Origin of the sequence: Enterococcus sp. 9D6_DIV0238, assembly GCF_002174455.2 — a bacterium.
GTDB classification, from domain to species: domain Bacteria; phylum Bacillota; class Bacilli; order Lactobacillales; family Enterococcaceae; genus Enterococcus_L; species Enterococcus_L dunnyi.
Genome location: NZ_CP147246.1, coordinates 1,680,500 through 1,694,273 on the forward strand (window position 1 = coordinate 1,680,500; position 13,774 = coordinate 1,694,273).

General features: G+C 38.3%; 11 protein-coding genes. 2 read left to right on the forward strand and 9 right to left on the reverse strand.

The genetic code is table 11. The features are described from left to right. Position 1 precedes the first annotated feature (1 nt). From A5889_RS07900 to A5889_RS07915, 4 genes are all read right to left on the reverse strand, one after another. Complete coding sequence (locus A5889_RS07900; protein ID WP_087640642.1) at positions 2 to 2,698, reverse strand: ATP-binding protein; 2,697 nt, start codon at positions 2,696 to 2,698, stop codon at positions 2 to 4. After that, positions 2,695 to 3,927: a metallophosphoesterase family protein gene (locus A5889_RS07905; RefSeq protein WP_087640641.1), complete on the reverse strand. Its 1,233-nt coding sequence runs from the start codon at positions 3,925 to 3,927 to the stop codon at positions 2,695 to 2,697. Before A5889_RS07905 ends, A5889_RS07900 begins: the two co-directional genes overlap by 4 nt. Positions 3,928 to 4,591: 664 nt before the next feature. Next, positions 4,592 to 4,933: a YlbF family regulator gene (locus A5889_RS07910; RefSeq protein WP_087640640.1), complete on the reverse strand. Its 342-nt coding sequence runs from the start codon at positions 4,931 to 4,933 to the stop codon at positions 4,592 to 4,594. A gap of 69 nt (positions 4,934 to 5,002) precedes the next feature. Beyond that, positions 5,003 to 7,156, reverse strand: a complete 2,154-nt coding sequence (locus A5889_RS07915; protein ID WP_087640639.1) for a PBP1A family penicillin-binding protein — start codon at positions 7,154 to 7,156, stop codon at positions 5,003 to 5,005. 512 nt (positions 7,157 to 7,668) lie between these two features. On the opposite strand from A5889_RS07915, the gene A5889_RS07920 reads away from it, so the two are divergent. Together A5889_RS07920 and A5889_RS07925 are read left to right on the forward strand one after the other, a co-directional pair. Then, positions 7,669 to 8,616: an endo-beta-N-acetylglucosaminidase family protein gene (locus A5889_RS07920; RefSeq protein WP_087640638.1), complete on the forward strand. Its 948-nt coding sequence runs from the start codon at positions 7,669 to 7,671 to the stop codon at positions 8,614 to 8,616. A gap of 332 nt (positions 8,617 to 8,948) precedes the next feature. Continuing rightward, positions 8,949 to 9,812 (forward strand): RluA family pseudouridine synthase, encoded by an 864-nt coding sequence (locus tag A5889_RS07925; protein ID WP_087640637.1) that lies wholly within the window; start codon positions 8,949 to 8,951, stop codon positions 9,810 to 9,812. Positions 9,813 to 10,039: 227 nt separating this feature from the next. On the opposite strand, the gene A5889_RS07930 is transcribed toward A5889_RS07925, so the two are convergent. The 5 genes from A5889_RS07930 to A5889_RS07950 form a co-directional block, all read right to left on the reverse strand. Beyond that, a complete protein-coding gene (locus A5889_RS07930; RefSeq protein WP_087640636.1) occupies positions 10,040 to 11,560 on the reverse strand; it encodes a phosphomannomutase/phosphoglucomutase in 1,521 nt (506 codons plus the stop codon). 36 nt (positions 11,561 to 11,596) lie between these two features. Continuing rightward, positions 11,597 to 12,052 carry an arginine repressor gene (gene argR, locus A5889_RS07935; protein ID WP_087640635.1) on the reverse strand — a complete coding sequence of 152 codons (456 nt, stop codon included), beginning with the start codon at positions 12,050 to 12,052 and terminating at the stop codon, positions 11,597 to 11,599. A gap of 165 nt (positions 12,053 to 12,217) precedes the next feature. After that, positions 12,218 to 13,045 carry a hypothetical protein gene (locus A5889_RS07940; RefSeq protein WP_242585640.1) on the reverse strand — a complete coding sequence of 276 codons (828 nt, stop codon included), beginning with the start codon at positions 13,043 to 13,045 and terminating at the stop codon, positions 12,218 to 12,220. A 5-nt stretch (positions 13,046 to 13,050) separates the two neighbouring features. After that, positions 13,051 to 13,449, reverse strand: coding sequence for a matrixin family metalloprotease (locus A5889_RS07945; protein ID WP_087640634.1), 399 nt, complete (start codon positions 13,447 to 13,449; stop codon positions 13,051 to 13,053). Then, positions 13,394 to 13,621: a hypothetical protein gene (locus tag A5889_RS07950; protein WP_087640633.1), complete on the reverse strand. Its 228-nt coding sequence runs from the start codon at positions 13,619 to 13,621 to the stop codon at positions 13,394 to 13,396. The genes A5889_RS07945 and A5889_RS07950 overlap by 56 nt, the downstream gene beginning before the upstream one ends. Positions 13,622 to 13,774 lie beyond the last annotated feature (153 nt).

Genomic DNA, 13,774 nt, shown 5'->3' on the forward strand with positions numbered 1-13,774 from the left:
CTTACACTCCTTTTAATTCAATAATCGGTTGTTTTAGCTCTTGGTAATAGCTTACCATTTCTTTATCGGAAGAAAAACAGATGACCTGCTGCTGTTCAGAAAAAAGTGCAAAAAGTTCCGCCAACTGTTTTTTCCGTTGACTATCGTAATGCAGCCAGCCGTCATCGATCATGATCGGGCATAAATTCCGATGCTTTTGTAAGTATAAGAAAGCAAAGCGAACAGCCATGATCACTTGATCCTTTGTTCCTGTCGATAATTCATGGAGCAAAAACCGTTGATGATCTTGGCGAATCACAATCAACTGCTCAGCTTCTAACTGAATCGACTGGTATGACTGCTCCGTCAAAAGCTGAAAATACTCTGTAGCTTTTTTCAGTAAATTCGGTAATTGTTTCTCTGATAATTCCGTGAGCAGATCCATCAACAATTGACCAGCTAATTGATAGCCTGACCATTCTAATGCTAGTTCTTCAACTTCTGCTTTCAAAGCAGCTTGTTCTTGATACAATTCGTCTAACGTACCATCTGACAGCATTTGTTTTTGTTGATAAAGTAATTTTTGTTCTGTTTTTTGTGAGTGCAAAAGTTGCTCTTCTGCTTCTTTTAACTTTTCAGCTAAATGTTGTCTTTTTGCCGGAAGTTCTTCTATCATCGTTGTGTCGTTATATATCCCAGCCAACATCGATTGCAGCTCTTGTTTTCTTTTTTTGCTTGCCGTTGTATTTTGGTAACTCTTTAACTTATTTGGTATTTCATTGATCGAATCAATTTGAAAACGATGCACTAGTGGTGAAAGCTGCTCATCAACTTGATGCTGTTTTTCTTTGACCTCACGGATGGTCTGCCTTGTATATGCATCTGCTTGATACTCTTGTTCAAAACGAATTTTTTCCATTTGATCAACAAATTGACTGATGATTTGGATACGCTCTGCTAAAGGCAAACCTGAAATCGGCAGCCTTGCCGTAAATCGTTCTGTTTGTTGGGTGATCTCTGCCATACGCTTTTGATCATCCAATAATTGTTGTTCCAGTTCTTGATTTGTATTGATCAAAATCAAGTACCTAGTAATATCTCCCCGATGATTCAGCCAAAATTCTACCTGATCCATTCGGCCTAAATGGTTTTCCTGAACTTTTTCCGCGACAAAACGAGCTACTTCTCGTTCTTCATCATGTATTTTTTTAATATCAGCTTTGATTTTTAAAAGCTGATCATTTAAATAATCTAGTTGAGAAAGCTTCTCTTGCCATTGGCGCTTTTCATTCGCATAAGGCTCTTTCGCCTGATAAAAAAGAGGTGATACGCCAATAAGTACAGCTATGATGCTAATTCCTACACCTATATATCTAATTGGTGCAGAGAAAAAGAAACTGAGAATCAGAATGACTGCCGCAAGAATACAAAAAACAAGATTAACGCTTTTTTCTTTATTTTGCCTACCTTTACGGAACATATCTTTATTGATTGCTTCAAACGTGCTTAGATTTTCTTCCCGCGTAGCAATTTCTTCTTCTAATAAGTGTAGATCAGTTTGAGCGGTCTGCAGCTTGACTGTTCGTTCAACGATGGATTCCCGCAATTCATTGACTTCCTGTTCATCCATCGCAAACTGAGGGGGATTTTGTTTAGACCAGCCCCATTGCTTTTCTAACGGCTGCATTTCTTTCTGGTTTTGCTCCAGATTTTGACTCATCCACTGGATTTCAGAAAGCAGTTTATCAATGGCATAACGTTGATTCAATAGCTGCTTGATATTTTCTTCTTCTTCAAGATAAAACTGATACTCTTCCTGCCGATCCCCATGTTCACTTTGAACTGCTAGGCTTTGATTTAAACGAATCAATTCTTCATTTAAGAAGCGATGCTGCTGATAAAGTGACAACAGCTTGTCTTGATCTTCTTTCTTAATAACAGGTGCTTCACTTAGCTGATCGATCGATTGTAATTCTTCATACAGTGGTAAGTTCATGACCTGTTTTTCCACTAGGGACAGCTGATTTTTTATTTGCTGAATCAGTGCATACTGTTCTGAAATTTGCTTTTCTGTATTGGCTAACGATATGCCTATTTCTTGAAACGGTCGTTCCTGCTGTTCTTTATCATTGATTTTTTGCTGCAGCTCTTGATATTGTGCAAGCTTTTGATTCAATGGCGGTTGGCTGCCTTTTCCTTTATAGATCGTTTGAGCTGCTTTAAAATATTCTTCTCGGCGAACGAGAAGTTGCTGGCTACCTGATAAGCCTAAAGACAGCAATGACGTCTGCAGCTCTTCTTCTGTCAGTTTATCTAATTGACCTAACTGCTCTTGCTGAATAGAAAAAACAGATTGGAATAATTCTTTCGTCAGCGGGTGGAGCATGTTTTTTAAAGTTGCTTCGTCTCCGATTTGATCATTAAAGTAGACCTTCGCCTGTCCTTTATTTTGCCCTTTAAAACGTTCGACCTGTACTTCTCCATGAACTGGATGAGACAGCCATAAGCGACCACCATATGCTGCACCATTTTTAGGCTGATAATCCTTTTTGCGCTTGCCTTTAGGCGGAAAACCAAACAGCATTGCTTGAATAAATTGATAGATCGTTGACTTGCCTGCTTCATTTGCACCAAATAGCAGCTGATTATTGGGTAAAAACTCAATTTTTTGCTGCTGCCATTTGCCAAAGCCGACTATTTCTATTGCAATGAGTTTCATGACTGATCCTCCTGAATGACAAAATCTTCTTTTATCCGCTGATCGGCTTGTTCAACGCTACGTTCACGCCATTCATTATCAATTGCAACAACCGATGTGAAGGCTGGATTTTGAAGTAGTTCTTGTAGGGTATTTGAAAATATATCCGCTTGAAAATATGTTTTTTCGAGTTGCTCCAACAGCTCTGGATCCGCTGTGATCAATGTTTTTTGCTCTCCAATACTTGCGCTGAGCGTGATTTGAAATAGAAATATTTCCTGATCGGTTTGGCTCATTACTGTCGTTTGAAGATAAGAGAGCAATTCACCCGTTTCGTAAGAACGCTGAAATTCATCTCCTAAATGCTCGGTATCTGTCAATCGAAGCTCTTTCAACAGTAGCTGTCCATGTTCTTTTTTACTGCTTATAAGGTGATTTGTGAGAACACTCAACGCTTCTTGTAGACTTGATACCTGCTTTAAGGAATAAGATTCTACTTGCCAAATCACCTGTGCAACAGGTTCAAAACGGACGGTCGCATGCCCTGAAGCAATCGAAACGATCGCAACTCCTTGTAAGTTACGCTCTTTTTTCGTATGTCCTTGTGGTGTTCCAGGGTAAACGATCAACGGATCGGCACTGACTACCTGCGGTTGATGGATATGGCCTAATGCCCAGTAATCATACCCTTTGGCTTTCATTTCACTAAATGAAAAGGGAGCATAATTCTGTTGTCCGTTGCTTTGTATATCGCCATGATAAATACCGATATGAAGATCAGCATTTATATCTTTCATAGGAAATTCAGGTAATTTTGGGTCATTGATCCATGAGTGTTCATAACTAAAACCAGAAATCGCAACTTTTTCTTGATTTTTCGTCATTACATAATGAGTCTCTACTTGCTCTTTCTGAAAAAGAAACATATTCTCTGGAAAATCAAACCAGTAGCGTTCAGGAACGTAATGATCATGATTGCCGAATGACAGAACCACAGGGATCTGTGCCTGCTCTAACCGCTTCATTTCGTCTATAAAAAAAGCCTGTGTCCGAATCGATGTCCGACTTTGATGAAATGTATCACCGGCAAAAATCACTAAATCGACTTGATTTTTGATTGCTATATCGATGATCGCTGTCACAGCCTTCTGATTTGCCTGCTGTAAGCTTTCTGCGAGTGCTCTAGGTATATTTCTTAATCCTTCAAAGGACCGATCCAGATGCAAATCTGCAGCATGTAAGACTTTCATTTGCTCCTCCTCCTTCATCTAGAATCATTTCTTCCATCATATCATTTTATCAAGGTTCGGTCAGTAAAAACATACGAAAATTTGTTCGTTTTCTATTTTTTGTATAGAAATTAAAAAGAGTTAAAAATGCTCTTCGAGTCCTCCCTTAATCACCTTAAACCTCTAATATCACCACTTTAATTAACGCTCGAATCCATATGCAATAATTTTTATCTGCTTAGAAAAGGTTGTTACGTAAGCTTGAGGTGTCAAAAAATCGACACGCTCGACTTGATCACTAAAAATGGACCAGCTTTTCCTTCGTTGCCCGTTCTTTCATTTTCCGCTCCACAGAATCTATATACTAGAAATCGTATGATCAATAAACCAAATATCCTGTACTAAAAAGAATAGATTCTCTCCAGAGATTCAAAAACAGTTCCTCACTTTCTGAACAAAGGAAAACCATCTTCCGAAAAGTATAACTCGTAACCTACAAGTTCCAGCAGTTCAAAAATCATTTGTCCTTTATCGAGAAAGAATAGGAACACATAAGATTTATATTATCGAATCTTTTTTACGTACTTAGGACATTCTAAAACACTTATACAACAGAAAATTTTTCCGAATATACAAAAAAACTTTAAAGAAAACGTGTTTACGCCTCTTTAAAGTCTTATTTTTATTAATCGTTATACAAATCGCGAATCGGTGTCATGATGATGCGGTTCAAATCATTTACGATCAAGCTGAAAGCTTGTTCTTTTTGCATCAATTCATTGATCACTTCAGCTTTTTGTACTTCTGTTGCTAACGCTTGGGCTTTTTCTGCATCTTCGTCTGTGAATTCTTCTCCACGCATTTGCTTTTCTTGTAATCCTTGTTGGAAAGTTTGGAATTCTTTGAATAGCTTATAGGCTTCCTCATCTGCTTTTACTGCATCATAGGCTCCTTCTAATGCTTTAAATTCTGCTAATTCACGGATTTCGCGTTCTACTTGGTTGGCTGTATCATAAATATTGCTCATGTACGTTCCCTCATTTCTACAAAATTCTTCCCTTTGATTGTACCATTGTTTGATTCGTTTTGAAACCGATTATTCTCCTGTCAAACCGCCAAATAAATCTTTTAAGCCAGTCTTCGCTTTTTCCCAGCCTTCTTTGATTTTGCCGCCGACATCTTTGGCTCCTTCTTTGACCTGACCACCGATTTCTTTCATGCTGTCCTGCCAATCATCTTGATTTACAGCTGGGACTTCTCCTGCTGCCTGCATGACTCCGCCAGTTGCATATGCATCCGCGATAGTAAAAGGTGTTTGTGCTGTATAAGGCAAGATGCCCTGTGCCTGACTACTAAATACTGTCGAAGCGTGAGTGGCACTGCTGCCTTCTAGATAGTGATTTTCACTCGTTTGCTCAAAGCCTAGCCATGTTGCAAGAACAACATCCGGTGTGTAGCCGACAACCCATTGGTCATTGGTTTTATTCGTATCGAAGTTTGTTTCAGTCGTTCCTGTTTTTCCTGCCATTACGTAGCCTGATGGATCGGCATTGATCCCTGTTCCAGAGCTAAATACACCTAAAAGCATGCTCGTCATTTGATTCGCGATATCTTTTGTGATGATTTGTTTTGATTTCGTACTTGTGTTGTCTACGATCACTGCACCCGTAGAATCAATGATTTTGGTAATCAAGTGGGCTTCATGCTGAACGCCTTCATTTGCAAAAGCACTATACGCATTAGCCATCGTCAGTGGTGATACTCCTGTTTTCAACCCGCCTAATGCTAATCCGTAATACTTATCTTCTTTAGCTAAAGGAATCCCAAATTTTTCTGTTTTTTCATATCCTTTATCTAACCCGATTTTATGCAGTGTCCAAACAGCAGGTAAGTTCAAACTCTCTCCTAAAGCTTGATACATCGGTACTTCACCGCTAAATGTCCGACTGTAGTTTTCTGCTGGATAATAATCTTGTGGCTTATCCTCTAAAATCGCATTCGGCTTCATTCCAGACTCTAGTGCTGGTGTATACACTGAAATAGGTTTCAATGAAGATCCTGGTGAACGTTTTGTTTGAGTGGCAAAGTTGAATCCGCGATAGACATGCTCACCGCGTCCGCCAACAACGCCCTGTACGCCGCCTGTTTTTGGATCTAATGCCACTGATCCGCTTTGAACCATTGCGCCATCCTCTGCATTTGGCGGAAATAATGCATCATTTTCATACGTTTGCTGCATCGCTGTTTGATAGTTTTGATCCAGCGCTGTGTAGATTTGGTAGCCCCTATTCAACAGATCTTCTTCTTTTAGTCCATACTTATTAACGGCTTCGTCAATGACCGCATCAAAATAGTACGGATAACGATAGTCTGAATTTACATCAGAATAATTATCAGCCAATGCAATTTCCGTATTTTCCTGTGCATCTGCTTCACCTTGGGATAATTTGCCGTTATCGACCATCAATTGTAAAACAGTGTTACGACGATTGACAGCATTTTCCATATAGTCGATTGGATTGTAGATCCCCGGTCCCTTCAGCATTCCAACAAGTGTTGCTGCTTGACCAACACTCAATTCACTGGCGCTGACACCAAAATATCGATGAGAAGCATCTTCGATTCCCCATACCCCGTTTCCGAAGTAAGAATTGTTCAGATACATTTCTAAAATTTGCTGTTTATCATATTTTTTCTCGATTTCGATCGCTAAGAATAGTTCTCTTGCTTTACGAGTCATCGTTTGCTCTTGGGTCAGGTAAGCATTTTTGGCTAATTGCTGGGTGATGGTACTTCCTCCGCCGCCTCCGCCGATTTTCCCAAAGCTTAATTTTCCTACGACCGCCCGCAAAAGTCCTTTGATGTCATAGCCATGGTGCGTTTCAAAATTACGGTCCTCTGTTGAGATCAAGGCATCCTTGACGTAAGGAGAAATTTGATCGATCGTGACAAAGGTTCCTTTTTGACCGAAAAGCTTACCGGCTTCGTCATTATTCTTATCATAAATAACGGTGGATTCTTCCAACCCTTTTTTCAAGGCTCCGACATTCGCTGATTTGGCTAGAGTAAACAAATAAATACTAGTCACTAATACAACGACCAGACCTAACAATAAAATAATTTTATTGATCTGGTATTTTTTCCAAATTCGTTTACGCCAATGATGAAAACGACTGAGGTACGGTTTGATCCATATCCAGAAACGTTTGAACCCTGCCGCAATTTTTGCCATAATTGTTTTAAAATCCATATTACTCCCTCTTTATATAAAAGTTTCTAAGCCATTTTAACATAGAAAGATACATTTATTCATACGGCTTTAGCATGAATAAAGGCATACAAATTTTGTTCTGCCTATTTTAACATGCTTTTCTTTTGAATTTATGTAGAAAAGCTTAAGAATACCTCAAGAAATCCCTATTTAAGTTCATTTACGCGTCTTTCTATCGTTTATCATGAAAAGTTCTCATTTTTAGAACACGTTAGGCCATAAAAATTCACATTTCTCATCTATTATATAAGTATACCAACAAACAACCCTAACAAACACTTTTTTCATTTTTAACTCCTTTTCCTGCCTTCCCCAAAGGCAGGTCTTTTTTGTATTTTTTTAAAAGTCCTATCCTAAATGAAAATACTTGCTAGCTCACTTATTTTAAACCATCCTGCTGTAGTATCTTTACTGTTTATGCTACAATTTTTTTGTATTAAAGTGCTAAAAAAAGAAAGCGCTTACTAACAAAAGAAAGAGGAGATGTCTTTATGTCTAAATCATTCAAGGTTTTATTTGTTGCTACGTTGCTCTTATTAGGGTCTAATTTACTTCCCGATTCAGCTAATGCACAGGCACAACCTGATCCTATCATGATGGCTTATTACCGCACATGGCGAGACGTAACTATGCCGCATGATGCAAATTCTAATTTACCCGATGAAAATGTCACTGCCATGACGGACATTCCTGAAGGTGTCGATATTGTGTCCGTTTTTCATTATGTCAATCCTGGAACAGATCAGCAAAAATTTTGGGACACACTAAAGGACACATATGTCCCTACACTTCATGCTAGAGGGACGCGCGTCATACGCACGATCGATATTCGAGAGTTATGGAATGTTCCTCATACAGGAACCAAACCAACGCTCGCTGAATATGATTCTTATGCACAGCAATTGATCGATACCTATCTTACGCCTTGGGATTTGGATGGATTGGATATCGATATGGAATCGACTTTGACTGCTACGCAAGAAGAAATGGCGGCTGGGACATTCAAAGCTCTTTCAAACAAATTAGGGCCCTTATCAAACACTGGAAAACTATTGATTTATGATACGAATAAAGATAACCATTCTTTATTCAAAAAAGTAGCTCCTTATTGTGATTATCTATTTCTTCAAGCCTATGGTCGTTCAACTACTTCTTTAGACCGTACTTGGGATACGTATAAGATATCCATCAACACAAAACAATTTCTGCCTGGCATTTCTTTCCCAGAGGAACAAGACCGAAACCGCTGGAATGATACGATCGATCCTTACGAAACGAGCCGTGCTTATTCTTATGCTGTTTGGAACCCTAAGGATGGTCAAAAAGGCGGAATGTTTGTATATGCTATCGACCGTGATGGCAAACTATTCGGCGATGATACTATCACAAAAACTGATTTTAGCTGGACCAAACGTTTGATCAATACGATGAAAAACTAATTCTGTTCAACATTTAAAGACTACTTTAGAAAAAGTTTACAGTTTTAAATAATTTAGCACACAAAAAATTCATATTTGCTTTGTATTATATACACATACCAACAAACAACCCTAACAAAACACTTTTTCATTTTTAACTCCTTTCCCGTCCTTCCCCAAAGGGCGGGTTCTTTTTTTCTTTAAAATCTCCTTATCGATTGATTCTGTTCCAACTTTCGCTACCTACTGAGTTGAATTAACTTTGCCCATTCACCCAAAAATAAGAGAATCGCTTGAACTTCTGCCTGCATTTGTTAAACTAGGATTGACTCTAGTGAAAAGGCGGAAAAATTATGGAATTATCCATCCTATTACCTGAAACATTCAAAGAACAGACCATCAGAGAACTACTTGAACAAGAATGGCTAGTTCCTCGCAAAGTGCGCCATTTTCTACGTATCAGAAAAAATGTGTCGATCAATGACGAGCCGGCATTATTTCATTTTACAGCCAAAGCAGGTGACAAGATCACGCTGAACTTCGAAGCAGATGACTATCCCATGCCAAAATTACGACTCGGCAATCCGGCTAACGTACATGTCCTTTTTGAAGATGAGCACCTGATTATTTTAAATAAGCCCGCCGGCATGAAAACTCATCCTAATCAGCCAGATGAACAAGAGACGCTTTTAAATCATTTAGCAGCTTATCTAGCGCCCAAAAATCAAGTGCCATATGTTGTTCATCGTTTAGATAAAGAAACCAGCGGGGCAATTCTCTTTGCAAAAAACCCATTTGTACTGCCTATCTTAGGACGGCTACTGGAAAAAAAAGAGATTTACCGTCGCTATCAAGCAATCGTTTCTGGTGCTCTTAAAGAAACATCCTTCACTATTCGTAAAAAAATTGGGCGAAATCGACACGATCGACGCAAACGAGTGATCGATGAACATAAAGGAGATGTAGCGATCACTCATGTAGAAGCTGTTTCCTACTCAAAAGAAAAAAATCAAACGTTGATTTATTGTGTGTTAGAAACCGGTCGAACACATCAAATCAGAGTTCATTTACAGAGTATTGGGCATCCTATCATTGGCGATCCACTCTATCATCCAAAGCCGAAAGGCCGCTTGATGCTTCATGCTTATGAGCTTCATCTTGTCCATCCGTTTAGTGGTGAAACAATAGTTGCTACAGCTGAACCTGGTATCGAGTAATCTTTACTTAAACTTTACCTGCCCCCTTCTCTTCTTTGTGTTACACTAAAGGTTGCAAAAGGAGAGGGGTAGAAATATGAGCGATCTTTTATTTATTTTGGCAGCGGTCGTTGGTCTTGGCTTAGGTTATGTTTACAGGAAGAAAAAAGAGAACACAAAATAATTTTTTTAACTACGTTTATTTAAAAATAGTCGGAAAAAGAGGCTGCTCTTTTCCCGACTATTTATTATTCTCCCAAAAACTGAGTAAGTTTTGTTAAATCCAATTCAGTATATTTTCCAAAGAATTCATTTAGTGTCTCTAGTACTTTTTGATTCTTGTCTTTTTCGTCATTTTCGACTTGAAGCACTAATAAAGGCTCGTGTAAACTCATTCGCAATAATAACCAGCCTGAGCCATAATCATCAAATACATTGACACGGATGCCTTCTTCATTTTCTGGGTCTATGGTCATTCCCGCATGACTAGTCACAAAAGACTCCAACTCTTGAATCACTTGATTCCCGTATCCTTTTACATCGTCTGCCATTATTTCAAAACGCAGCTCTTGTGTTTCAAGAGGCTGTTTTAATGATTCGATCAATTCACCCAATGTTTCATTTTGAGTTTTTAATTTAGGCAAAAGCATCAAGATTTTGGCAATGACATAGGCACCATCATCAAGAAAATAATTTTCCTTGAACGCCGCATGACCACTCGTCTCTATCGCCAATGGTGTTTCAATCCCTTTATTATTCAGTTCAATCATTTTATTGATCACATTTCGATAGCCTGAAATATAACGAACTTGCTTTCCACCCTTTGCTTCAATAAAATCTTTTAAATGACTAGAGGTAGGTGAATTAGTGACAATACTGCTTCCTGGGTATTCATCCAATACAATGGTTGCCAAAACAGCAATCAAATTATTTCGATTGATCACCTCACCAGTGGCATCTACTAACGCTGAACGATCGACATCTGTATCAAAAATCACGCCTAGGTCAGCTTTATTTTGAAGTACTGCTTGCTGAATACTTGCCATTGCTTCTTTATTATCAGGATTTGGGATGTGATTTGGAAACATGCCGTCCGGTTCTAGAAATTGTGAACCTGTCGTATCCGCTCCCAGCACTTGAAGTACTTTTTCCGCAAAGAAACCTCCTGCTCCATTTCCAGCATCTACAATGATACGAAAACCAGTCAATGGTTTCTCAGCCTCTGTTTTCATTCCCTTACGAATCTTCTCAGTTAAATCTGCAGAATAATCATCGATGATGTCCGCGCTCATCACATTTCCTTTTCCGGTCGTCTCTAAAGGGGCAGTGTGTGAAAGGATATACGCTATATCCGTTTTTTCGGCTCCACCTGATTTTGTAAACAACTTTAATCCATTGAAATAATAAGGTAGATGGCTTGCTGTAATCATGATAGAAGCATCGCAATCATACTGAGGAAATTGTGTCGTCATAAACATTGCTGGTGTCGTCGCTAAAACAAAGTCCAAAACATCCACCTGCTGGTTTACAAAACTATCGATCAGTGCCTGCTTCAAGCTATCTGCTGAAATTCGACTATCATGGCCGATCCCGATTTTTAAATCTCCTGCTTGATGCTTTTCAGCTAATTGCTTCTCTTCACATAGCCATCGAACGATTCCAACAGCGATTTCCCCAACCTGTTCAGGTGTCAAATTCGCTTTCTTATCCTCATGATCGACAGCAATCCCTCTAATGTCCGAACCATTTTGTAACGCTTTCAATCCCATGTAACCAAATCTCCCTTCATTTTTCATTGGTCAATATTAATTCATCATGCTTTCAAAACGTTCAACTACTGCTTTAGCATCTGCTTCTGAACGTGCAATAATAATAATCGTATCTACACCTGCGACTGTTCCTGCAATCTCATCATACTTTACTTCGTCAAGAAAATTAGTGACAACATCCGCCGCGCCCATGTCCGTGTGAACAATGACCATAAACTGTACACGCTCCATACGGATCACAGAGTCTTTGACCGATTCCTTTAGTTTTTCTTCGCTACTGGATGGCTGGCTTTGAGAAAAAATCGCATATTTCACACGGCCATCTGAGCCATGCGTTTTTACGATACTCATTTCACGAACATCTCTTGAAACGGTCGCCTGAGTTGCTTTAACTCCTGATTGTTCAAGAAGTGCGATCAACTCATCCTGAGTTTCTATTTCTTTTTCAGTGATCAATTGTTTGATCAAGCGTTGACGATCTGCTTTTTTCATGTTTACACTTCCTGTTTTTATTGTTTTCTTTATTATAGCGAAAGTCTGGAAAAAATGCATTTCTTTTTGGTAGAAAGTACTTTATTATGAGAAAAACGTAGATGAATCCTAAACAAACTTCAAGTGCTCGATGATACAAGAACTTGAAGTTTCGATTTTATTCATTTAGTTTTCTTGCATTTCGATTCCTAACTCATTTTTTAGATAATCACCTAAATCCTGTTCCTCACCAGAAGCAGCATTTTTAATTTTCCATGTTTTTCCGATCTGATTTGGAAGCGAACGAGTTCTTGAAATTGGTTGTTCGTCATCTTCTAGTAGCAAAGCCCCATATTGATAGCCTTCTAAAACATATGCATCTCTTTCTTCATTATATGTTGCAAAAAATAAATATACTTCACCTGCTTGAAGTTCAATATCACCAGCTTCTCTGACTTCAACCCAATCGTGACTTTGAGTGATTGGCGGACGTCCAGCTTCAGTTCTTAAGCGGTTATGTTTGTCCACCTCTTCTTTTTCTGCATTTCTGAAACGATCTTTTTCTTTGATAATACCACCTGATCTGATAAAAGATACTTGATCAAGTGTAGTGCCTTCGATTTGTTTCAATACTTCTAACCTTCCATAAGTGTCAGGTAAAATACTATTGCTATCTGTTTCAGGAATATTGGCATCAACTTCTGCTTTATCTATAGCGATGACATGCGCTAGAAATATATTATTGGTATTATCCTGAAGACTTTTTGGATTAGTATTATCGTACATCAAAAATGATTCGACTGTTGATGATTGTACATTCGTACGATCAACGTTGTCGAGATAAGAGTAGTAGTCTTCTTTTTTGACCTCTGATACTTGCTCTTTAGTTGTTGATGTTGAATTACTTTTTTCTGTAGGTATTTCTTTGACTTTAGCGGTTTTAGAAGAAGTATTGCTACAACCGTTTAAGAAAATACTGACGCACAGAATAGTTATTATTGTTAGTTTTTTCATTCTTATCACCATCCGTAAATATCTGTAATTTTATTGCTTGCATCTCTATCCACTTTACGAGGACCACCTTCTACACTTGGATGCATGATACTCGTCTTATCATTTATATGAGCTAAACCTAAGGCATGGCCCATTTCATGTTTTGGAATTCGATCTCTCATATAACTATTATTTTTATAATGCATATTGAAACGAATGATTGCGTAGAAGTAGTTTCTATTTGGTGCATTTCCTCCAGTGGCAATCGCTCTATCAGTATTATCGTAAAACTCTACATATCCTCCAGTTTTGCTACCAGAACTTGTGTAACCGTGGGCGTCAATATTGGATAACCAATTATGATTTTGCTTAATACATATAGATTGGATTTGCCCAACCAGTATACATCCAATTATGTTTAGCATTGTCAATGTGCCCCGCTACTCCGGATGCACTAGGGGCAATATAATACTTGATGTTCCTAACACCTTGAGATAAAACTCCTTTAAATCTAGGTGGTTTTGCAGCTTCCGACTTTATAGTAAAACTAAGTAACAACAACAGACCAAACAACATATAAAAAATTTTCTTTTTCATTTCGCTCCTCCATATTAAATTATAAAAATAACCAACAAACCCGAACAACAAAAAATTATCTTCAAAAAGTACAAATAAAATAATAACATTAAATATTTATGCTTTAAAGTTTTCTAAAATAACCTTAAAGAAATAAATAATTACAATGTGGAT

Coding starts and splice junctions, on each gene's coding strand:
- A5889_RS07945 (WP_087640634.1), bottom strand. CDS start 13,449: ATGCTAAACATAATTGGATGTATACTGGTTGGGCAAATCCAATCTATA.
- A5889_RS07950 (WP_087640633.1), bottom strand. CDS start 13,621: ATGAAAAAGAAAATTTTTTATATGTTGTTTGGTCTGTTGTTGTTACTT.
- A5889_RS07910 (WP_087640640.1), bottom strand. CDS start 4,933: ATGAGCAATATTTATGATACAGCCAACCAAGTAGAACGCGAAATCCGT.
- A5889_RS07940 (WP_242585640.1), bottom strand. CDS start 13,045: ATGAAAAAACTAACAATAATAACTATTCTGTGCGTCAGTATTTTCTTA.
- A5889_RS07920 (WP_087640638.1), top strand. CDS start 7,669: ATGTCTAAATCATTCAAGGTTTTATTTGTTGCTACGTTGCTCTTATTA.
- A5889_RS07930 (WP_087640636.1), bottom strand. CDS start 11,560: ATGGGATTGAAAGCGTTACAAAATGGTTCGGACATTAGAGGGATTGCT.
- A5889_RS07915 (WP_087640639.1), bottom strand. CDS start 7,156: ATGGATTTTAAAACAATTATGGCAAAAATTGCGGCAGGGTTCAAACGT.
- argR (WP_087640635.1), bottom strand. CDS start 12,052: ATGAAAAAAGCAGATCGTCAACGCTTGATCAAACAATTGATCACTGAA.
- A5889_RS07900 (WP_087640642.1), bottom strand. CDS start 2,698: ATGAAACTCATTGCAATAGAAATAGTCGGCTTTGGCAAATGGCAGCAG.
- A5889_RS07905 (WP_087640641.1), bottom strand. CDS start 3,927: ATGAAAGTCTTACATGCTGCAGATTTGCATCTGGATCGGTCCTTTGAA.
- A5889_RS07925 (WP_087640637.1), top strand. CDS start 8,949: ATGGAATTATCCATCCTATTACCTGAAACATTCAAAGAACAGACCATC.